16 protein-coding genes and 2 pseudogenes are annotated in these 20,960 nt (G+C 70.3%); 10 read left to right on the top strand and 8 right to left on the bottom strand.

Annotated features, from left to right (window positions below; genetic code table 11):
• Nucleotides 1-216 precede the first annotated feature (216 nt).
• Nucleotides 217-480 carry a WhiB family transcriptional regulator gene (locus tag OHA19_RS24715; RefSeq protein WP_003968728.1) on the bottom strand — a complete coding sequence of 88 codons (264 nt, stop codon included), beginning with the start codon at nucleotides 478-480 and terminating at the stop codon, nucleotides 217-219.
• 712 nt (nucleotides 481-1,192) lie between these two features.
• Here OHA19_RS24715 and OHA19_RS24710 point away from each other — a divergent pair.
• The 3 genes from OHA19_RS24710 (at nucleotide 1,193) to OHA19_RS24700 (ending at nucleotide 4,072) form a co-directional block, all read left to right on the top strand.
• The gene (locus OHA19_RS24710; RefSeq protein ID WP_405751632.1) at nucleotides 1,193-1,693 is read left to right on the top strand and encodes a cysteine dioxygenase; all 501 of its coding nucleotides are present in this window, start codon (nucleotides 1,193-1,195) and stop codon (nucleotides 1,691-1,693) included.
• 115 nt (nucleotides 1,694-1,808) lie between these two features.
• Nucleotides 1,809-2,765 (top strand): 2-phospho-L-lactate transferase, encoded by a 957-nt coding sequence (gene cofD, locus OHA19_RS24705; RefSeq protein WP_405751630.1) that lies wholly within the window; start codon nucleotides 1,809-1,811, stop codon nucleotides 2,763-2,765.
• On the top strand, nucleotides 2,762-4,072 hold the full coding sequence (locus OHA19_RS24700) for a coenzyme F420-0:L-glutamate ligase (protein WP_405713278.1): 1,311 nt from the start codon (nucleotides 2,762-2,764) through the stop codon (nucleotides 4,070-4,072). The genes cofD and OHA19_RS24700 overlap by 4 nt, the downstream gene beginning before the upstream one ends.
• Nucleotides 4,073-4,143: 71 nt before the next feature.
• Here OHA19_RS24700 and OHA19_RS24695 read toward each other — a convergent pair whose 3' ends face one another.
• The 3 genes from OHA19_RS24695 to OHA19_RS24685 form a co-directional block, all read right to left on the bottom strand.
• Nucleotides 4,144-5,142 carry a DNA-3-methyladenine glycosylase family protein gene (locus OHA19_RS24695; protein ID WP_405713280.1) on the bottom strand — a complete coding sequence of 333 codons (999 nt, stop codon included), beginning with the start codon at nucleotides 5,140-5,142 and terminating at the stop codon, nucleotides 4,144-4,146.
• A 181-nt stretch (nucleotides 5,143-5,323) separates the two neighbouring features.
• The gene (locus OHA19_RS24690; protein ID WP_405713282.1) at nucleotides 5,324-6,415 is read right to left on the bottom strand and encodes a sugar phosphate nucleotidyltransferase; all 1,092 of its coding nucleotides are present in this window, start codon (nucleotides 6,413-6,415) and stop codon (nucleotides 5,324-5,326) included.
• Nucleotides 6,416-6,563: 148 nt separating this feature from the next.
• Nucleotides 6,564-8,042 carry a peptidoglycan recognition protein gene (locus OHA19_RS24685; RefSeq protein ID WP_405751627.1) on the bottom strand — a complete coding sequence of 493 codons (1,479 nt, stop codon included), beginning with the start codon at nucleotides 8,040-8,042 and terminating at the stop codon, nucleotides 6,564-6,566.
• Between the two features lie 137 nt (nucleotides 8,043-8,179).
• Between OHA19_RS24685 and OHA19_RS24680 the strand changes: the two genes are divergently transcribed.
• The 4 genes and pseudogenes from OHA19_RS24680 to OHA19_RS24665 all read left to right on the top strand — a co-directional run bounded on the left by OHA19_RS24680 (nucleotide 8,180) and on the right by OHA19_RS24665 (nucleotide 14,101).
• Nucleotides 8,180-8,932, top strand: a complete 753-nt coding sequence (locus OHA19_RS24680; RefSeq protein WP_405713286.1) for a TIGR03089 family protein — start codon at nucleotides 8,180-8,182, stop codon at nucleotides 8,930-8,932.
• Nucleotides 8,933-9,134: 202 nt separating this feature from the next.
• Nucleotides 9,135-10,355, top strand: a pseudogene (locus OHA19_RS24675) (LCP family protein); the annotation flags it as partial.
• 223 nt (nucleotides 10,356-10,578) lie between these two features.
• A complete protein-coding gene (locus OHA19_RS24670; protein ID WP_405713288.1) occupies nucleotides 10,579-12,378 on the top strand; it encodes an LCP family protein in 1,800 nt (599 codons plus the stop codon).
• Nucleotides 12,379-12,427: 49 nt separating this feature from the next.
• On the top strand, nucleotides 12,428-14,101 hold the full coding sequence (locus OHA19_RS24665; protein WP_405713290.1) for an LCP family protein: 1,674 nt from the start codon (nucleotides 12,428-12,430) through the stop codon (nucleotides 14,099-14,101).
• A 68-nt stretch (nucleotides 14,102-14,169) separates the two neighbouring features.
• On the opposite strand, the gene OHA19_RS24660 is transcribed toward OHA19_RS24665, so the two are convergent.
• Nucleotides 14,170-15,183: a glycosyltransferase family 2 protein gene (locus tag OHA19_RS24660; protein ID WP_405713292.1), complete on the bottom strand. Its 1,014-nt coding sequence runs from the start codon at nucleotides 15,181-15,183 to the stop codon at nucleotides 14,170-14,172.
• A gap of 277 nt (nucleotides 15,184-15,460) precedes the next feature.
• Here OHA19_RS24660 and OHA19_RS24655 point away from each other — a divergent pair, with 277 nt between their 5' ends.
• Nucleotides 15,461-16,825 carry an LCP family protein gene (locus tag OHA19_RS24655; RefSeq protein ID WP_405713294.1) on the top strand — a complete coding sequence of 455 codons (1,365 nt, stop codon included), beginning with the start codon at nucleotides 15,461-15,463 and terminating at the stop codon, nucleotides 16,823-16,825.
• A gap of 50 nt (nucleotides 16,826-16,875) precedes the next feature.
• On the opposite strand, the gene OHA19_RS24650 is transcribed toward OHA19_RS24655, so the two are convergent.
• Nucleotides 16,876-17,424: an acyl-CoA thioesterase gene (locus OHA19_RS24650; RefSeq protein ID WP_405713296.1), complete on the bottom strand. Its 549-nt coding sequence runs from the start codon at nucleotides 17,422-17,424 to the stop codon at nucleotides 16,876-16,878.
• Nucleotides 17,425-17,543: 119 nt separating this feature from the next.
• On the opposite strand from OHA19_RS24650, the gene OHA19_RS24645 reads away from it, so the two are divergent.
• Nucleotides 17,544-18,809 (top strand): LCP family protein, encoded by a 1,266-nt coding sequence (locus OHA19_RS24645; protein ID WP_405713298.1) that lies wholly within the window; start codon nucleotides 17,544-17,546, stop codon nucleotides 18,807-18,809.
• A 60-nt stretch (nucleotides 18,810-18,869) separates the two neighbouring features.
• Here OHA19_RS24645 and OHA19_RS24640 read toward each other — a convergent pair.
• Nucleotides 18,870-19,879: pseudogene (locus OHA19_RS24640) on the bottom strand (DUF5954 family protein).
• Nucleotides 19,880-19,976: 97 nt separating this feature from the next.
• Here OHA19_RS24640 and OHA19_RS24635 point away from each other — a divergent pair.
• Complete coding sequence (locus OHA19_RS24635) at nucleotides 19,977-20,714, top strand: SMI1/KNR4 family protein (protein WP_405713301.1); 738 nt, start codon at nucleotides 19,977-19,979, stop codon at nucleotides 20,712-20,714.
• 39 nt (nucleotides 20,715-20,753) lie between these two features.
• Here the strand turns inward: OHA19_RS24635 and OHA19_RS24630 are convergent, their stop codons facing one another.
• Nucleotides 20,754-20,960, bottom strand: a complete 207-nt coding sequence (locus OHA19_RS24630; protein WP_405753309.1) for a DUF397 domain-containing protein — start codon at nucleotides 20,958-20,960, stop codon at nucleotides 20,754-20,756.

Genomic DNA, 20,960 nt, shown 5'->3' with positions numbered 1-20,960 from the left:
CCGCGGCCGGACGGGGGTGGAGCCGCGGCGGGTACGGCGATGGCCCGTCGTCTGCGGGCCGGGTGCAGACGGCGGGCCATGGTCGGTCGTGGTCCGTGGGTTCGATTGTCGAGCGGGTCGAGCGGGTCGGACGGTCCGGGGTCCCGGGGTTTCCGGGTGCTCCGGCGATGAGGCGTTCCGTTGTCGCGGTGTTCCGCGGTCGGACGGCGGCCTTCCTCAGATGGCGGCCTTCTTCAGACGGCGCCGTTCGCGTTCCGAGAGGCCGCCCCAGATGCCGAAGCGCTCATCATTGGAAAGGGCATATTCAAGGCATTCGGACCGGACCTCACAGGCGAGACAGACCTTCTTGGCCTCGCGGGTGGATCCGCCCTTCTCGGGGAAGAAGGACTCGGGATCGGTCTGGGCGCACAGTGCGCGCTCCTGCCAGCCGAGTTCCTCGTCCGCGTCCTCGACCAGCAGTTGCTGGAACAGCTCGGTCATGTGCGCCCCTCGTCTGTCTCTTGCGTCCCGTGATGCGGCCGTTACTGATTGCGGCCGAACGACACGAGTGAAATTACAAGTGTGTAGCTCCAGGCCAGTCAAGCGAGGATCTGCTATCGGCCCAGGTATTCACCCTGCAGAACCAAGCGTATGCGGAAAGTGTGCAAATCACCAAAAACCTGACATATGCCACGGGTCTCACTGTGACCCCGCTTCTCACTGGGTGAGACGACCGGGGCAACCGCGATGTTGCGATTCGATCACCGAAGCGACCAAGATCACATTCGGGTCACGGTGCCTCAATGGCGTTTGGAGGCACGGCTGGTGCGCCACATCTCCGGCGCGGCAGCCGCATAAACCTTTCTCCACTCGTGGCAACCGGATGAGGTGAATCATTAGCCACCAAATCGGGCATCGGGTTGACAGCGCAGGACTCAGCCGGTCTCCTTGACTGCATGCCAGCGACCGCCGCGATGTACGCCACCCACGTCCGTGGGTTCCGCACCGCTGTCCAGGCCCGCTGTTGCTGTTCCAGCTGTCACAGCTGTTGATGCCCCCAGGGCGCCGGCTCTGACCCGCCTCCTCTCGCCGAACCTCTCCGCAGCACTTTCCGCAGGCTTGTTTCCCTGCTTCTTCCTCCGCGCGGCCGAGGCTCTCCGGTCTTCGTGACACCCCCGCACACGCACCCCCACGCCGAGGAACCACCTCATCCATGAACAGCAACAGCGACCTCCAGATCGCCGGCGACATCCTCGAAGTCCAGCGCCTTCTCCAGCCCGCCCGCGAGCACCCCGCCACCGTGGCCGAATTCGTCGGGCTCGCCCGCACCATCGCGGCCGACCGCGCGCAGTGGGAGCCGCGCGTCCGGTACGACACCACCACCCGCTGGTACCACCGGCTGCGCACCGGACCCGGCTACGAGGTCTGGCTGCTCAGCTGGGTGCCCGGCCAGGGCAGCGGGCTCCACGACCACGGTCCGTCCTCCGGCGTACTGACCGTTCTGGAGGGCCGGTTGACCGAGCGCACCGAACGCGCCACCCGGACGCTGGACTCCGGCGCGCAGCGGGTCTTCGCGCCCGGCTATGCGCACGAAGTGGTCAACGGCTCCCTCGAACCGGCCGTCAGTCTGCACATCTACTACCCGGGTCTGACCGAGATGCCGATGCACACGGCCCAGTGCGCCCCGTCAGCCGTGGATGTCGTACCCGCCTGACAGCCCGCCCGTCGCCCGCCACCGCCCCCACAAGGATCAGGCTCCGCCCGACAGCCCGCCCGTCGCCCGCCACCACCCCGGCAACGGATCAGGCTTCGCCTGACAGACTGTCTGCATGCGCATTGTGGTTCTGGCCGGCGGTATCGGTGGTGCTCGTTTTCTGCGTGGCCTCAAGCAGGCCGCGCCCGACGCGGACATCACGGTGATCGGCAACACCGGTGACGACATCCATCTGTTCGGGCTGAAGGTCTGCCCCGACCTCGACACCGTGATGTACACCCTCGGCGGTGGCATCAACGAGGAGCAGGGCTGGGGGCGTACGGACGAGAGCTTCCACGTCAAGGAGGAGCTCGCGGCGTACGGCGTGGGGCCGGAGTGGTTCGGGCTCGGCGACCGTGACTTCGCGACGCACATCGTCCGCACGCAGATGCTGGGCGCGGGCTACCCGCTGAGCGCCGTCACCGAGGCGCTCTGCGCACGCTGGAAGCCGGGGGTCCGGCTGCTGCCGATGTCCGACGACCGGGTCGAGACCCATGTCGCGGTCGACATGGACGGCGAGCGCAGGGCGATCCACTTCCAGGAGTACTGGGTGAAGCTGCGTGCCTCGGTCGAGGCGCAGGCGATCGTGCCGGTCGGTGCCGAGCACGCCAAGCCGGCTCCGGGAGTGCTGGAGGCCATCGCCCAGGCGGACGTGATCCTCTTCCCGCCGTCCAATCCCGTCGTGTCGGTGGGGACGATCCTCGCCGTGCCCGGGATCCGCGAGGCGATCGCCGAGGCCGGGGTGCCGGTCGTCGGCCTCTCCCCCATCGTCGGCGACGCGCCCGTGCGCGGCATGGCGGACAAGGTGCTCGCCGCGGTGGGCGTCGAGTCGACGGCGTCGGCCGTGGCCACGCACTACGGCTCCGGACTGCTCGACGGCTGGCTCGTCGACACGGTGGACGCCGGGGCGGTCGACGAGGTGGAGGCCGCGGGCATCCGCTGCCGTTCCGTGCCCCTGATGATGACCGATGCCGACGCGACGGCCGAGATGGCCCGGCAGGCCCTGGCGCTGGCCGAGGAGGTACGGGCGTGAGCGCCGGCGAGGCGCCCTCGTACCGGGTCTGGGCGCTGCCCGGGATGCCCGAGGTGCGGGCCGGGGACGACCTGGCGAAGCTGATCGCCGCGACCGGCCCGGGGCTGGTAGACGGCGATGTCCTGCTGGTCACCTCGAAGATAGTCTCCAAGGCGGAGGGCCGGATCGTCGAGGCCACCGACCGCGAGGCGGCGATCGACGCCGAGACGGTACGGGTGGTGGCGCGTCGCGGCACGCTGCGGATCGTCGAGAACCGGCAGGGTCTGGTCATGGCCGCGGCCGGGGTCGACGCCTCGAACACGCCCGCCGGGACGGTGTTGTTGCTGCCCGAGGACGCCGACGCCTCGGCGCGGGCGATCCGTGACGGGCTGCGGGACGAGCTCGGCGTCGAGGTCGGGGTCGTCGTCACGGACACCTTCGGGCGCCCCTGGCGCAACGGGCTGACCGATGTGGCGATCGGGGCGGCCGGGGTCCGGGTGCTGGACGATCTGCGCGGCGGAACCGACGCGTACGGAAACCCGTTGAGCGCCACCGTGGTCGCCACCGCCGACGAGCTGGCCTCGGCCGGTGATCTGGTCAAGGGCAAGGCCGACGGGCTGCCCGTCGCGGTGGTGCGGGGGCTCGGTCATGTCGTGGACCCCGCCGATGCCGGTGGTGCCCGCGCGATGGTGCGGGTCGCGGCCGACGATATGTTCCGGCTCGGTACGTCGGAGGCGGTACGGGAGGCGGTGACCCAGCGGCGTACGGTCCGCGAGTTCACCGACGATCCGGTGGACCCGGGAGCGGTGCGGCGGGCCGTGGCCGCGGCGGTGACCGCGCCCGCGCCGCATCACACGACGCCGTGGCGGTTCGTCCTGCTGGAGTCCGAGGAGTCGCGGACCCGGCTGCTCGACGCGATGCGGGACGCCTGGATCGCGGACCTGCGCCGGGACGGGAAGAGCGAGGAGTCGGTCGCCAAGCGGGTGCGACGGGGCGATGTACTGCGCCGGGCGCCGTATCTGGTGGTGCCGTGCCTGGTGATGGACGGCTCCCACACCTACGGGGACAAGCGGCGGGACACCGCGGAGCGCGAGATGTTCGTGGTCGCCGCGGGGGCCGGGATCCAGAACTTCCTGGTGGCGCTGGCGGGCGAGCGGCTCGGCTCGGCGTGGGTGTCGTCGACGATGTTCTGCCGCTCCGTGGTGCGCGAGGTGCTGGAACTGCCGGAGAGCTGGGATCCGCTGGGTGCGGTGGCGGTGGGGCACGCGGCGGCCGACCCCGCGGCGCGGGCGGGGCGGGACCCGGAGGGGTTCATCGAGGTGCGCTGAGAGCCCGTCGGGTGACCTCCCGATCGCCCGATCGGGGATCACCCGGGGGGCGCTGGGGCGGGGCGCGGGTTCTACAGGCGGGCGATGTCGCCCCGGGTCATGCGCGGGGCACGGCGGGCCGGGGTGTGGCCCGAGAGCAGGATGAGGCGGGTCGCCCGGTGACGCTGGCCCTCGTACGGGGCGAGCAGGGCGAGCATCTCCTCGTCGTCGGCGTCCCGGTTGCCCGCCAGGGCGTGGCCGACGATGCCGGGGAGATGGAGGTCGCCGACCGTGACCGCGTCCGCGGCACCGTTCGAGCGCTGGAGCGTCTCGGCCGAGGTCCAGGGGCCGATGCCGGGGATCAGCTCCAGGCGGGCCACGGCCTCCGGGAGCTCCATGGCCGCCGCCTCCTCCAGACGGCGGGCCACACGTACCGCGCGCAGGATCGTGCCCGAGCGTTTGGCGTCGACGCCCGCGCGGTGCCATTCCCAGGACGGGATCAGCGACCAGGTGCGGGCGTCCGGCATGACGTGCAGCCCCAGCGCGGTGAACGCGGCGTGGTCCGTGGGTCCGGGCGCCGGGGTGCCGTGGTCACGGACCAGGAGCCGCCAGGCGCGGTAGGCCTCGTCCGTGGTGACCTTCTGTTCCAGGATCGACGGGATCAGGGACTCCATGACCAGGCCGGTGCGCAGCAGGCGCAGGCCGGGGCGGCGGTGCCGGGTCAGGGCGAGCAGGCGGTGGCGCGGGCGGAAGGCGTCCGGGTCGTCCGTCGCGCCGAGCAGTGTCGGGAGCCGGTCCAGCAGCCACGGTGCGCCGGGGCCCCAGGCCGCCGCCTCGATCCGGCCGCCCCGGGCGGCGAGCCGGAGGGTGCCGGGGCCCGCGGGTGTGCGGCTGGCCCGCCAGGCCGTGCCGTCCCCGGTCATCCGGTACGTGGGGTCGGCGGGACCTCGGCGCAGCGGGCCGACGACCAGGCGCAGGTCGAACGGTCCGGGCGGGGTCCACTCACGGGTCAGCGCGTCCGCCGCCGGGGCCGCCGCCTGGCGCGGGACGGCCGCGCGAGGGGTACTGCGGGGGGCGAATCGTCCTGCCACGGTGAGGTCCTCGGTCGTGGTCGTCGGGGTGCCTGTCGAGCGTAAGCGCTGCGGCCGGTGCCCGGCTGCCCGTCGGAACCGGCCCCTGTTCGCCGGCGGGACCCGGTGCCCGGTCGCCCCGTCGGAACCGGCCCCTGTTCGCCGGAGGGGCCCGGTGTCCGGCTGCCTGTCGGAGCCGGCCCTATTCGTCGGAGGAGAAGCGCACCGCCGCGTCCGGGAGGACCGCCCCGCACCAGACGCGGATGCCGTCGCGCAGTTCGTTGTCGGCGCCGACCCGGGCACCATCCCCGATCACCGCGCCCGTGAGCACCGTACGGCTGCCGATCCGGGCACCGGCTCCGACCAGGGAGTCCTTGATCACGGCTCCTGGTCCGACGACCGCGCCGGCCAGTATCGCGGAGCCGTCGATCCGGGCCCCCTCGCCGACCAGGGCGCCCTCCGAGACCACCGTACCGCCGCTGATCTTGGCACCGTCGGCGACGGAGGCCGTCGGCAGCACGAGCGCCTCGCCGCACCTGCCGGGGACGGCCGGGGAAGGGGCGCGGCCCAGGACCAGGTCGGCGGAGCCGCGTACGAAGGCCTGCGGGGTGCCGAGGTCCAGCCAGTACGTGGAGTCGACCATGCCCTGGAGGTGCGCGCCGGAGGCGAGCAGTCCGGGGAAGGTCTCGCGCTCGACGGAGACCGGGCGGCCGGCCGGGATGGTGTCGATGACCGAGCGGCGGAAGATGTACGCCCCGGCGTTGATCTGGTCGGTGACGATCTCCTCGGGCGTCTCGGGCTTCTCCAGGAACGCGGTGACCCTGCCACTGCCGTCCGTCGGTACGAGGCCGAAGGCGCGCGGGTCGTCGACGCGGGTGAGGTGGAGGGAGACGTCCGCTCCGGAGTCGGTGTGCGAGGCGGTCAGGGCCCGGATGTCCAGGCCGGTGAGGATGTCACCGTTGAAGATGAGCACCGGGTCGTCCGGGCCCGCGGTCAGCCGGGACGCGACGTTGCGTATCGCCCCGCCGGTGCCGAGCGGTTCGCGTTCGGTGACGTACTCGATGTGCAGGCCGAGCGACGAGCCGTCGCCGAAGTACGGTTCGAAGACCTCTGCCAGGTACGACGTCGCGAGCACGATGTGCTCGACCCCGGCGGCCCGGGCGCGCGCCAGCTGGTGGGTGAGGAACGGAACGCCCGCTGCCGGAACCATGGGCTTGGGCGTGTGCACCGTGAGCGGGCGCAGCCGGGTCCCCTTCCCACCCACCAGGAGGATCGCTTCTTTTGCCTCTGTCACAGCACTGACTCTGCTTCCTGCTGGGGCCTGGCCTGGTTTCGGCTGGCCAGTGTATGCAGACCGGTTCGGTCGTCCCCGGTCAGCGGCCCGCAGCGGTCCGCAGCGGTCCGCAGCAGCCTCCCTGTCCCGTTCAGCGGCCCTGTCCCGTTCAGCGGCCCTGGAGCTTGGCGGAGCTGGTCCGGGCCGAGCCGAGCTTCTTGTAGAGACGCGCTCCGGGGCATTCGGTTACGAAGCCGTCCCGGTGACCGGAGATGACGTTGAGTTTGACCTTCCTGCCCTTCTTGTACTTGTTGCTGCCGCCCGAGACGAGGGTGACCTTGCCGCGCGGGTCGGCGCCGAACAGGCCGAGCTTCCAGGCGGTGAGCTTCGCGACGGCGTTCACCGCGGCGGCGGGCGGGTTCGACTTGGTGAAGGTGCCGAGCACCGCGATGCCCATGCTGTTGGTGTTGAAGCCGAGCGTGTGTGCTCCCAGGACGGCCCTGGTGACGCCTCCCGCCCTTCCCTCGTAGATGTTTCCGCACTTGTCGACGGCGAAGTTGTAGCCGATGTCACGCCAGCCGCTGCTCTTGACGTGGTAGCGGTAGATGCCGCGCAGGACCGAGGACGCCTGGGAGCACTTGTAGTTGTTGCCGGAGGCGCTGTGGTGGATGAAGGCGGCCTTGACCGTGCTGGTGTAGACGAATTTGCGTTCCCTGAGCTTCTCGTCGGCGCCCCAGCCCTTGCGGGTGATGATGCGCGGACGGGGACCGATGTACGGCTGGGCGCCGGGGGCGAGACCGGCCTGTGCCTCGCCCTGTGCCTCGGACTGTGTCTTGCTCAGGGCGGGGAGCACGCTCGGGGAGAGGGCCGCGGTGCGTCCGTCCGCTGCGGGGGCCTGGGCGCCCGCCGTGGCCTGGGTGCCCGTGCCCGCACCGGTTCCGGTGCCGGTCGCTGTTCCGGTGCCGGTCGCTGTTCCCGTGTCGGTCGCGAGTTCGGTGCCCGTGCCCGTCTCGGTCTCGTCGCCCGCCTCGGTCCCGTCGCCGGTCACGGGGGACTCCTGCGGGTCCTTGCCGGGGTCGACGAGTTCGAGGCGCAGCCCGCCGGGCAGCGGTACGGCGGAGCCGGTCCGGTCCTGCGGGTCCGGGGCCTCGGGGCGCACCCGGACCGCGACGGCGTCCGAGTCACCGACCCAGAGCGGGGCGGTGGAGCCCCGTACGGTCCCGGAGTCGCGCTCGGCGGTGCCGGGATCGGCGGAGTGCTCGGCGTTGTGCGTCTCCAGGTCCTGCCAGTCGGACCAGTCGCCGGTGCCGGTCGCGCGGGTGCGGACCTGGACGGTGCCGTGGAGTTCGGTGTTCGCGTCGTCCCAGACGACGCCGACCATGGAGAAGGGGTGGACCTCTCGTTCCGGCAGCCCCTGCTCGGGGGCGGCCGCGCTGGTGGGTTCGCCGGTGGACCGGTCGGACGACGGTGACAGGGTCCGCATCGGCAGGGACTGCGTCGAGCCCGGCATGTCGGCGGGCTCGGCGGACTCGACGGACTCGGTGGGGACAGGGCTGGTGTCGGGGGCGGCGACCGCGGGCACGGCCAGCGGCAGTGCGAGTACGGCCGCGCAGGTGACACCGATCGAGGATGCAATGAAGGCGCGCATGCGAATAATCCTGGGCATACACATGCAACTCCGGCCACCCGGACGGATCCGTGCAATTGACGGTCCGTCTGCCGATCCGGTGCAGCGGCCGCTCCTCCGTCCCGTCGGGCCCGCCGCCGCCGCGTAATCTTGCGCGGATGAACGCCACCGACCGAACCCCTGCCGACCTGCTGCGTTCCGCGCTCGCCACGGACCCGGCCCGTCCCTTGGTCACTTTCTACGATGACGCCACCGGAGAACGCGTCGAACTGTCGGTGGCCACCTTCGCCAATTGGGTGGCCAAGACCGCCAATCTCCTCCAGGGCGATCTCGCCGCCGAGCCCGGCGACCGGCTGGCACTGCTGCTGCCCGCGCACTGGCAGTCCGCGGTCTGGCTGCTCGCCTGCTCCTCGGTCGGCGTGATCGCCGATGTGCAGGGCGACCCGGCCGCCGCCGACCTCGTGGTCAGCGGCCCGGACACGCTGGAGGCCGCCCGGGCCTGCCGCGGCGAGCGGGTCGCCCTGGCGCTGCGCCCGCTGGGCGGCAGGTTCCCGCGGACGCCCGAGGGTTTCACGGACTACGCGGTGGAGGTGCCGAGCCAGGGCGACCGGTTCGCACCCTTCGCACCCGTGGACCCGGACGCCCCCGCACTGGCGGTGGACGGCGTCGAGCTGACGTCGGCGCAACTGGTGGCACGGGCCCGCGAGGATGCGGGCGCACTCGGTCTGACGGCCGGATCGCGGCTGCTCACGGGGCGTTCGTACGACACCTGGGAGGGACTGGCTGCGGGGCTGTTCGCGCCGCTGGCCGCCGGGGGCTCCGTGGTCCTGTGCCGGCACCTGGACCAGCTGGGCGAAGAGGGACTGGCGAAGCGCGTCGAGAGTGAGCGGGTCACCAACAGCACGGCATGACAAGCACGCTGAGGACCACTCGTCCGGCCCAAGCCGGGCCGAGTCCTCACTGCTGGGCGTCAACTCCGGTACATGATCGGCGGTACGGACCACCGGAGACACAACCAAGCGTGAGGTTCAGCCGTCTACTTCTGCGACCGGCGGCCCGACGCGCCGCCGAACGTGAAGGATGGACGCAGACGTGAGCGAAAGCGCGGGCCCGCCGGACGACTCCGACGCCCCGGCGGCGGGCGGGGACGGGTCGCGGTCCGGGGACGGACCCGGCTCCGCCCCGGCAGCCGCGGCCTGTCGCCGACACCACTGGCTGCGCTGGACCGCGCTCGGCGCCTCATTCGTCGTCCTGGTCGCGGCGGGCGTCGGCTGGTGGCTGTACAGGAAGCTCGACGGCAACATCAGGACCGACACCTCCGCCGCCGCCGAACTCAAGGTGTACGAGCGGGAGCGGCCCGCCTCCGTGGTGCACGACGCGGAGAACATCCTGCTCATCGGCTCGGACAGCCGGGCCGGCGACAACCGCAAGTACGGCCGTGACGACGGCGGCAGCCAGCGATCGGACACCACGATCCTGCTCCACCTCTCGGCGGACCGGAAGAGCGCCACCGCGATGTCCCTGCCGCGCGATCTGATGGTGCAGATCCCGGTCTGCCACAGGGCGGACGGCACGGCCACCAAGAAGCAATTCGCCCAGTTCAACTGGGCCTTCGAGTTCGGTGGCACGGCCTGCACGATCCGTACGGTCGAGAAGATGACCGGCGTCCGGATCGACCACTACATGGTCGTCGACTTCAACGGCTTCAAGGACATGGTCGACGCCGTGGACGGGGTCGAGGTCTGTCTGAAGAAGCCGGTCGACGACACCGACGCCCATCTGAAGCTCCCCGCCGGGCGCCAGACGCTCGACGGCGAGCAGGCCCTGGGGTACGTACGGGCCCGGAAGTCGATCGGCAACGGCAGCGACACCGAACGGATGGACCGCCAGCAGCAGTTCCTGGGCGCGCTGGTGAACAAGGTGCAGAGCGACGGCGTCCTGCTCAACCCGACCCGCCTCTACCCGGTGCTGGACGCGGCCACCAAGGCGCTGACCACCGATCCCGGGCTGGACAGCCTCAAGGACCTGTACGAGCTGGTGCGCGGCATGCGCGACGTACCGACCGACAAGGTGCAGTTCCTGACGGTGCCCCGGCAGCCGTACACAGCCAACCGGAACCGGGACGAACTCGTACAGCCCGACGCGGACCGGCTCTTCAAGCGGCTGCGCGACGACGATCCGGTCGCCGTGGTCCCGGCGGACCGGCTGGGGCATGACGACGAGAAGAACAACGGGAAAAACAATGCCGCGACCGATACCCCGGATGCTTCCGGCCCCACTCCCACACCGACTTATTCGGGCAACAACGCGGCGGCGGACCTGTGCAAGCAGTAAAGCAATTCCCAAACAGAAGCCGGTGATCGGCGTGTAATGAGCAGTATGACCAGTTGTAAGGACCGTGGAATTTGTCACGCACGTCGCTCGACGTCGAACTGGGCCGATAGTGTGACGCGATCCGGTGCTGCCGGCCTCCTGGCCGCGCACTTCTGGAGCGAAAGATCGAGCGCCTGATCGGGGGAGGCGCCTCGCGTGGCACCGACGGAGGACTCAAGCAACCGTGGATGCGCAAAGCCGTGGGCGGGCGGACGGAATCGACCCCGCAGACCAGTGGGTACTCAACCCGCACACCGGTGATTACGAACTGCGACTGAATCATTCCGGAGGGGATTCGGGAGAGTCTTCCCGTACTTCCGGCCCGCGTGTTCCCAATAGCAGAGGACCGGCCCGGGACAGTGGCGGCGGTCGCAGAAGTGCCTCCCGCGACGGCAGGGGCGAGCGCCGGAATCCGGCCCGCGAGGGCCAGGAGCCGGGACCGAAGCGCGAGGTGCCGGGGCAGCGCAGCCGCCGCTCGGCCAACGGCGCGCGCGGCCAGGAGAGTTCCGGTCCGGCGGGACGCCGCAGCCGCAAGGCCCCCAAGGCCCGCCGCAAGAAGGCGCTGCTGTGGACGGGCGGCACGATGGCGTTCCTGCTCGTCGGTCTGTCGGTGGGCGGGTACGCGCTGTACCAGCACTTCAACGGCAACCTGAACACGGTCGACGTGGGCGGGGCCGGCAACAAGAACGTCTTCGACAACGACGCCCCGATCAACATCCTGATCATCGGCACCGACAAGCGCACCGGCAAGGGCAACGAGGGCTACGGCGACAAGGGCAGCGTGGGCCACGCCGACACCAACATCCTCTTCCACGTCTCCGAGGACCGCACCAACGCGACGGCGCTCAGCATCCCCCGCGACCTGATCACCGACATCCCGGAGTGCCGGGCCAAGCAGCCGGACGGCTCGGAGAAGGTCATCCGGGGCACGCAGGGGGTCCGCTTCAACCAGAGCCTCGGCCAGGAGGGCCGTAACGCCGGCTGCACCATGGAGACGGTCAAGAAGATCACCGGCCTGAAGGTCGACCACTTCATGATGGTCGACTTCAACGCGGTGAAGGAGCTGTCCACGGCGGTCGGCGGGGTCAAGATCTGCCTGGCCAAGCCGGTCAAGGACCCGGACTCGCACCTGGACCTGCCGGAGGGCGAGCACCGCATCCAGGGCGAGGACGCCCTGGCGTTCGTACGGACCCGGCACAGCTTCGGCAACCATGGCGATCTGGACCGCATCAAGGTCCAGCAGCAGTTCATCGCCTCGATGATCCGGCAGATGCAGTCCGACTCCACCCTGACCAGCCCGACCAAGCTCTACAAACTGGCGGACGCGGCGACCAAGGCACTTACCGTCGACACCGGCATCGGCACGGGTAAGAAGCTGGCCTCGCTGGCCCAGGAGCTCAGCAAGGTCAACACCAAGAACATCACCTTCACCACGGTGCCGGTGCTCGACAACCCGGCCGAGAAGACACCGGTCACGGTCGTGCTGAACCCGCCCAAGGCCGACCCGCTGTTCGCGATGATGCGCGACGACACCTCGCTGACCGAGGTGAAGTCGAAGAAGAAGGCCGCGAAGAGCAAGCAGGACGCGCTCCTCAAGGGCCCCAAGGCGGCCGCGGGCGACGTACGCGTCGATGTGTACAACGGCGGCAAGGTCCCCGGCGCCGCGCAGACGACGGTGGTCTGGCTGCAGAACGACAAGGGCGTGCTCAAGTCCACGAACAAGGCGAACGCCCCGGCGAAGGTCAGGACGACGACGCTGGAGTACGCGCCGAACCAGGCGGACCAGGCCCGCGCCCTGGCCGCCATGATGGGCCTGCCCGGCTCGGCATTGAAGCAGGGCACCACGGACGCCGAAGGGCTCCAGGCGATGGTGCTGACGCTGGGGGACGACTTCAAGGGCGCGGGCACACCCATCACCGGACCGGCGAAAGTGCCGGCCGACATTCAGCAAGCAAACGCCGACAAGGCAGAGTGCGCCAAGTGACACCGGGTCACTGCGCGGAACCACGAGTCTGAGCAGCAGGGGGGTCCTGGTGGCACGGAGCGGTACGCCCGGGGAGGGGACGCGGCCACGCGTCCGGCAGGCCGGTCGACTCGGCGGGGACGACAGTCCCCACGAGGAGGGGCCGGAGAGGAGCACTGGCTCCGGCGCCGGCAGGCGGCAAACCGCCCCGGCGGAGAGCGGGCACCGGCGCGGTGGCCCGAAGCGGCACGGCAAGAAGGGCAAACGCCGGGTGCTGCGCTGGGGCGCGTCGGTTCTCGCGCTGCTCATAATCGGCGGCGCGGGCGCCGGTTACCTCTACTACGAGCACCTCAACGGCAATATCAAGAAGGCCGATCTGACCCTCGGCGACAAGAAGATGGCCGACCACAAGGCCAACGCCGCCGGTCAGACCCCGCTGAACATCCTGCTCATCGGCTCGGACGCGCGGGACTCCAAGGAGAACCAGAAGCTCGGCGGGGCCAAGGACACCTTCGGGGCGCCACCCCTGGCCGACGTACAGATGCTGCTCCACCTGTCCGCCGACCGCACCAACATGTCGGTGATCAGCATGCCGCGCGACACGATGCTGAAGATCCCGAAGTGCACCGACCCGGAGACGAAGAAGGTCTACCCCGCGACCACCGGTCTGGCGATGACCAACGCGACGCTCGGCCGCGGTGGTCCCGGTTGCTCTGTGGCCACCTGGTACGAACTCACCGGCATCACCATCGACCACTTCATGATGATCGACTTCTCCGGTGTGATCTCGATGGCCGACGCGATCGGCGGTGTCCCGGTCTGCGTCAAGGGCAACGTCTACTCGCACACCAGCCAGGGCAAGGGCTCCGGGCTGAAGCTGGAGAAGGGCACCACGAAGATCAAGGGCAAGCAGGCCCTCCAGTGGCTGCGCACCCGCTACGGCTTCGAGGACGGCACCGACCTCGGCCGTACCCACGCCCAGCACATGTACATGAACTCGATGGTCCGCGAGCTGCGCAAGGGCACCAAGCTCACCGACCCGGGCAAGCTGATGGATCTCGCCGAGGCGGCGACGAACGCGCTGACGGTCGACAAGGGTCTCGACACGGTCAAGAAGCTCTACGACCTCGCGGAGGAGCTCAAGAAGGCTCCCACCGAGCGCATCACCATGACGACGATGCCGAACGTCTACGGAACGGGCACGCTCAAGGAGCGGGTCCTCCCCAAGCCCGGCGACGCCGACCAGCTCTTCCAGATGGTCCGTGACGATGTCCCGCTCGACGGCAAGGCGTCCAAGCGCAAGAAACCGGCCGCCGCCAAGAAGCCCACCGCGTCCCCCGCCGAGATCCCGGTGACCGTCCGCAACGGAACGCGTACCGAAGTCGACTATCCGGTCAAGGGCCGGGCGACGGCGGTCAAGGACCTGCTGGCCGGGAAGGGCTACAGCCAGACCACGATCGACTCGCAGAACACCGAGCCGGCGAAGCGGACCGGGATCCTCTTCCCCACCGTGGACATGGAGGGCAACGCCCAGGCGGTCGCCAAGGCGCTCGGCATCCCGCTGACGGCGGTGAAGAAGTCGACCGACGTCTCCGGCATCACGCTGACCGTCGGGGCCGACTGGCGCGAGGACGGGGACTACCACGCGCCCGCCGCGAAGGAGAAGACCCCGGACAGCGCACGGGCGCTCAACGGCGACGACAAGACGGCGTGCATGGACATCCAGCCCGGCTTCGGCTGGTAGCGCGCCGCGCACAACGCACCGCAGGGGCCTTCCGGCACATCGGAAGGCCCCCGCGGTGCGTCCGGGTGTCACACGGTGACGGCCGGCCGGCGGCTGGCGATGACCTTCTTCGCGAGCGAGCGGGGGCTGGTCAGGAAGCCGTACCCCCACGACATGTGCATGGTCGCGAGGGCCACCGGGATCTGTGCCCGCGCCTTCAGCGACAGGCCCTTGCCCGCCGGTACGGACCCGGCGACGATCGCCGCGACGTACCCGGCGGGGACGACGAACGCCCACGGGGTGACCGCCGCGCCGACCACGATGCCCGCCGCGATCGCGCAGACGGCGGTGGGCGGCGCCAGGTAGCGCAGGTTGATCGAGCCGGAGTGGTAGCGGGCGACGACGTGGCGCCAGCGGCCGTAGTCCTTGTACTGCTTGGCCAGCGCCCGCACGGAGGGGCGCGGACGGTACTGCACCTTCAGCTCGGGCGAGAACCAGATCAGGCCGCCGGCCTCACGGATGCGGAAGTTCAGCTCCCAGTCCTGGGCCCGGATGAACTCCACGTTGTAGCCGTCCGCCTTCTCCAGCGCCTCGCGGCGGAAGACGCCGAGGTAGACGGTCTCCGCAGGGCCCGCCTGGCCCCCGGTGTGGAAGGCCGCGTTGCCGACGCCGATCCTCGACGTCATGGCGGCTGCGACGGCGTCCTCCCAGGCGTTCTCGCCCTCGGCGTGCATGATGCCGCCCACGTTCTGCGCGCCGGTCTCCTCCAGGAGGCGGACGGCGGTCGCGATGTAGTTCGGCGAGAGCATGCCGTGGCCGTCGACCCGCACCACTATCGGGTGGCGGGATGCCTTGATCGCGGCGTTGAGGGCGGCCGGGGTGCGGCCGGTCGGATTGGGGACGGTGTGGACGCGGGAATCCTCGCGCACCAGCTCAGCAGCGATCTCGTCGGTGCGGTCCGTGGAGGGGCCGAGCGCGATGACCACCTCCATCTCACCCGCGTACTCCTGCTCCAGGATGTGCCGGACGGAGTTCCTGAGGTGACGTTCCTCGTCGAGCACCGGCATGATCACGGAGACGGCGGGGTACTGCGCGGCAGGCATGGTGGTCCTCGGGTGGTCCTCGGGTGGCGCCGGGGGTTCGCACCCCACCGGGCGGCGTTATTCGGCCGCCACGTTACCGCGAATGGGGGACACCGGCGCGCCCCGCCGGGTCGCGCACCGGGCCGTTGATCATATGGACCTACTGTGCGAACGGTCCCCTCGCACCGCGGAGGTCTCCCCCGTGCCCACACCTCACCGTTCCCCCGGTCCGTCGCGTTCCCACCCGGTTCCGCCCCGGCGCAGGTCCAGAAAGCAGGACGAGCGGCCACGCTGGGGCATGCGGATGGTGACCGGTCTTTCCGTGCTGGTGCTGGGGGCCGGCGGGGTCGGTCATGCGGTGGTCACCAATCTGGAGACCGGGATCGACAGGATCGATCCGTTCAAGGACATGAAGAACCGGCCACGCGCCGGTACTGGCATGAACCTGCTGCTCGTGGGCACCGACGGCCGCGACCGGATCACCCCGGAGGAGAAGGAGAAGTACCGGCTGGGCGGTGCGCCCTGCCACTGCACCGACACGATCATGCTGGTGCACCTGTCGGCGGACAGGGAACGCGCGAGCATCGTCTCGCTGCCCCGCGACAGCTACGCCGAGATCCCCGAGCACACCGACCACAACACCGGTGAGCAGCACCCCGCGCACCCGCTGAAACTGAACGCGGCCTATGCCGAGGGCGGGCCGAATCTGACCGTGCGGACCGTCGAGCACATGACGGGCGTCAAGGTCGACCACTATCTGGAGGTCGACTTCACCAGCTTCATGAAGACGGTGGACACCCTGGGCGGCGTGAAGATCTGCACCACCCGGCCGCTGAAGGACTCGTACACCGGTCTCGACCTCGCCCCGGGCACCCATGAGCTGGACGGCGGGCAGGCCCTCCAGTACGTACGCTCCCGGCACATCGACGGGGCCGCCGACCTGGGCCGGATGCAGCGCCAGCAGAAGTTCCTCGCTTCGCTGATCGCGCGGGCGACCAGCAACGGTGTGCTGCTGAACCCGGTGAAGTTCCGGGACGTCGCCTCGACGATGCTGAGCTCGGTCCGGGCCGACAAGGGGTTCGGTACGGAGCAGATGCTGGAGCTCGGGCAGGCGATGCGCGGCTTCTCCCCGGCCTCGTCCGAGTTCGCCTCCGTACCGATGGGGAGCGTCTCCTACCCGGTCAAGGGCATCGGCTCGACGGTCAAATGGGACGAGGCGAAGTCGGAGAAGCTCTTCCGGGCGCTGCGCGAGGACAAGCCGCTCGCCCCCGCGCGGCCCGGACAGCCGGAGGCGGAGAAGGTCGACGTCGCCCCCCGGCAGGTCCGGGTCCAGGTCTACAACGGGACCCCGAAGGACGGCCTCGGCAGGACGGTCGACGACGGGCTGCGCGCCACCGGCTTCGACACCACGCGCGCCCCGCTCAATGGGGAGCTGCGCGGTCTCAAGCACACCCTGATCAGCTACGACCCGCGCTGGGACCGGTCCGCGAAGTCACTGGCGGCCGCGCTGCCCGGGGCCGAGCTGCGGGCGGTACCGGGGCAGGGGGCCACGATGCGGGTGACGGCGGGCGCGGACTTCGAGAAGGTGCGGCGGGTACGGGCCGAGGAGACGGACCGCGGCGAGTTCGACACGGTCACGGGCGACCAGGTGGCCTGCCCGTGACCGCGCGCCCGGGGCCGTGACCGCGTCCCCGCGGCCGGCCCCGCAGGGGCTCAGTCCTCGATGCCGTCCGCCACGCGCTTCTCGCGCAGCTCCCGGATCGCGCGTCGGCGGGCGAGGCGGTGGGTGCGCCGGATCTGCGCCTCCTGGTAGCGCCGCTTGTCGCGCTCCGTCTCCGGGATCACCTGCGGCACGGGACGCGGCTTGCCGTCCGCGTCGACCGCGGCGAACACCAGATAGGCGCTGCCGACCTGTTGGGCGGGGGTGGATTCGTTCCATCGCTCGGCCATGACCCGGACACCGACCTCCATCGAGGAGCGGCCGGTCCAGTTCACCTGGGCGCGGACGTGAACGAGATCACCCACGCGGACCGGCTCCAGGAAGACCATCTCGTCCATCGAGGCCGTCACGGCGGGGCCGCCGGAGTGCCGTCCGGCCACGGCGCCCGCCGCGTCGTCGACCAGTTTCATGATCACGCCACCGTGCACGGTGCCCAGCAGATTGGTGTCGTTGCCGGTCATGATGTGGCTGAGGGTGGTCCGGGAAGCGGCGGTCGGCTTGCCCGGGATGTCGCCCTCCGGGCGCGGGGCCTGATCTGTCATACCGTCCACCTTATGCGGGGGCTTCCGCCCGGCGGCAATGCATCAGCTTCGCAACAGCCCTGGTGCGATTTCCCGCACCCCCTGTAATACCGGCACACCTGGCCTGCACACTGGACCGCATGAACGATTGGCCCGAGGGATGGTCCGACGACAACCGCCGCGGCAACCGCTACGGGCAGGGCAGCGCCGGTGAGCAACCGGAGAGCGCCCGCTCGATGCCGCACGTCCAGCGGCGCCCCGCCCCGCAGCAGCAGCGCCCCGCGCCGCCGAGGCAGCGGCCGATCCCGCAGCAGCCGGGCGGCTACGACAACGGTGGCCCGCAGTACGACAGCGGGTACAACTCGGGCCAGGTCTACGGCGGCCGGGGCGACGGCCCGGGTGACGGCGGCTACACGCAGGGGCGCCCGGCGCCCGACTGGCGCCGCCGGATCAAGATAGGCGCGCTGACCCTGGTGGTCGTGGTCCTCGGGGTCTCCATAGGCACGTACTTCTGGGCCGACTCCAAGCTCAAGCGCGAGGTGGACCTCTCCAAGGTCATCGAGCGGCCCAGTGGCGGCGACGGCACCAATTACCTGATCGTCGGTTCCGACAGCCGTGAAGGCATGACGGCCGAGGACAAGAAGAAGCTCCACACGGGCTCCGCCGAGGGCAAGCGGACCGACTCGATGATGATCCTGCACGACGGCTCCAACGGGCCGACGCTGATCTCCCTGCCCCGTGACTCGAACGTCGAGATCCCCTCGTTCAAGGGCTCCGACTCCGGCAAGCTCTACCCGGGCCGCGGCCGCTTCACCAAGCTGAACGCCGCGTACGCCATGGACGGCCCCGAACTCCTCGTCCGCACCGTCGAGTTCAACACCGGACTGCGCATCGACCACTACTGCGAGATCGGCTTCGGCGGCTTCGCCAAGATCGTGGACGCGATCGGCGGCGTGGAGCTGGACATCCCCAAGGCGTTCAAGGACAAGTGGTCCGGTGCCGACTTCCAGGCGGGCAAGCAGACGCTGAACGGCGAGCAGTCGCTGGCCTTCGTCCGGACCCGGCACGCCTTCAGCAGCGACCTGGACCGGACGAAGAACCAGCAGAAGTTCCTCGCGGCGCTGGCGAGCCAGACGGCGACGCCCGCCACGATCCTCAACCCGTTCAAGCTGTACCCGACGATGGGCGCCGGCCTGGACACCCTGGTCGTGGACAAGGACATGTCGCTCTGGTCCCTGAGTCAGATGTTCTTCGCCATGAAGGACGTCACGGGCGGCGACGGCAAGTCGATGAACATGCCGATCTCGGGATCCACCGGCGGCAACCTGGTCTGGGACAAGACCAAGGTCAAGCAGTTGGTGGAGCAGCTCAAGAACGACGAGAAGGTCACCGTCACCGAGAACTGACGACGCCCGACAGCAGGGCCCGGACGGCACCCCGTCCGGGCCCCGCTGCTGCTCACCCGCTCATTCGCTGTGGTCGACGTTGCCCCACTCGTCCATCGTGGGATGGATCTTCGTGGGTCCTTGGTCGTCGATGTCCGAGCGCCGTGGACCTTCGGGGCCGGCGGGGCCGACGCGCATCATCCGCTCGATCCGCGCGATCTCGAAGCAACGCCCCCGTGCGCTCAGCTCGTTTGGCCGCACCCGCCGTGTGAACGCCTCCGCCGCCCGCGCGTACACGGCGGCCTCCGGCTCGTCGATCTCCCCGGTCAGCGGCAGCATCGTCGTCAGATGGTGGACCAGTGAAGCCCGCGCGCCCTGCGGGGTGGGGTGCTGACTCGACTCCATCGACCAGGACTTCTCCTTACGTTCCATCACCCGGAAGACGACCGGCAGCAGCACCAGGCCCGGATGGGTCCGCAACGCCCGTTGTGAATCCGCCAGTACATCGGGCGGGAAGCGCTCCGAGGTGTACGAGACCGGCACCAGCCCCATCCGGTCGAGGCCCTCCTTCAGCCCCACCGCCGCCGCGTGGTCGATGACGAAGCCCTTGGTGGTCGAGGGCTCGCGGGGCAGGGCGCCCCAGCCCTCCGGGTCGACGTCCGTGGGCCTGGGCGGCTCCAGGCGCCCCTCGCCGGTCCGGGCGAACTCGTCGGCGCGCACGACGCGGTAGCACGTGTCCCCCACGGTCAGTTCATTCAGCGGCTCGGTCTCCAGCCGGGCCATCGCGTCCAGCAGGACGCGCCGCTCACGGGGATCTTTCGCTTCGTCCTTGGCCTTGAACCAGAGATAGGAGTTCAGCTCGTCGCGGGCATCCTGCGGATACCCGGTGTCCATGTGGTCAGCAGCCGCCACCGCGGCCGCTCCCCGCGGCGCTGCTCGGCAATGCCGAAGAGCGGCCCCCGGACCACGATCTTCCCGTACGTCCGGGACGCGGCGAACGCGTCCGCCTCGGTGACCAGGGACACCGGGTCGTCCCGGCGCTGCACATTGATGACGAGGTGATCCGGCGGTGCCTGACGGTGATCGCTCATGCGCCCAGTGTGCCGAGACCGTGGCCGCCGGAAGGTACGGGGAATACGGGAAGGAGGGCGCGGAACCTTGTCAGTGGCGGCGCCTACAGTCGCACGCATGACCCAGGAGCCACAGCCCCCGAACCTCATGCTCGACCTCGACGCACTCGCCACGGCCGTCGGCGAGCAGCCCGACAGGCAGGCGGCATGGCGTTTCATCCGCGCCTTCGCCCGCGACTGGAGCCAACGCCCCCTCACCGAGGCCGACGGCTACGCCCCCGCCGATCTCGACGCGGCACAGGCCCGGCTCGGCCTGCCCCTGCCCGCGACGCTGCGCGATGCCTACCAACTGCTCGGACACCGCAAGGACCTGACTGACAATCACGACTCCCTGCTCGCCCCGCAGGACCTCTACGTGGACGAGGACCGCGGCGTGCTGGTCTTCCGCGTCGAGAACCAGTCCTGCGCCTACTGGGGCATACGCGTCACGGACCTCGACCAGGAGGACCCGCCGGTCGTCGTACGCGCCGACCTCGTCCGGCCCGCCGCCGACGACTGGGCCACGTGGCTGGGCCGGGTCAGCGTCGCGTTCGTCGAGATCGTCCTGTCCGAGGCCCTGTGCGCCGATGAGGACCTGATGGGATGGGTGACCCCCGACGGCACCGACCTGCCCGAGGACATCGCCGCCGCCTTCCGGCGCCTGCCGTTCCCGGAGTACCCGATCAGCCAGCAGCCGGGCTCACGCTGGTACGCGCACGACGAGATCATCCTCCGCGACGATCGCGGGACCGCGTTGTTCCGCGCCCGCACGGAGGCGGCCTTCGACCGCTTCGACGGCGAGGACGAGGAGGTCTGACGGAGACCGTCCCGCCCGGCGGCCGGCGGCCGAGCAGGATCAGTGCTCGGCAGCGTAGACGAAGCCGGTCCAGGCGGCAGAGGTGAAAGCCAGGCGGGCGCCCTGCACGTTCTTGGAGTCGCGGACATGCACCGAATCGGGGGCCGCCTCGACCTCGACGCAGTCGCCTTCATTGCCGTTGCTGCTGTAGCGGCTCTTGAACCAGGCCAACTCGGAAACGTCCTGCGCGGAAGTTCTGCGGATCAT

The sequence above is a fragment of the Streptomyces sp. NBC_00012 genome, assembly GCF_045040875.1.
Classification (GTDB): Bacteria; Actinomycetota; Actinomycetes; order Streptomycetales; family Streptomycetaceae; genus Streptomyces.
Note: the sequence above shows the minus strand (reverse complement) of the source record. Positions and strands in the feature narration are given on the sequence as shown.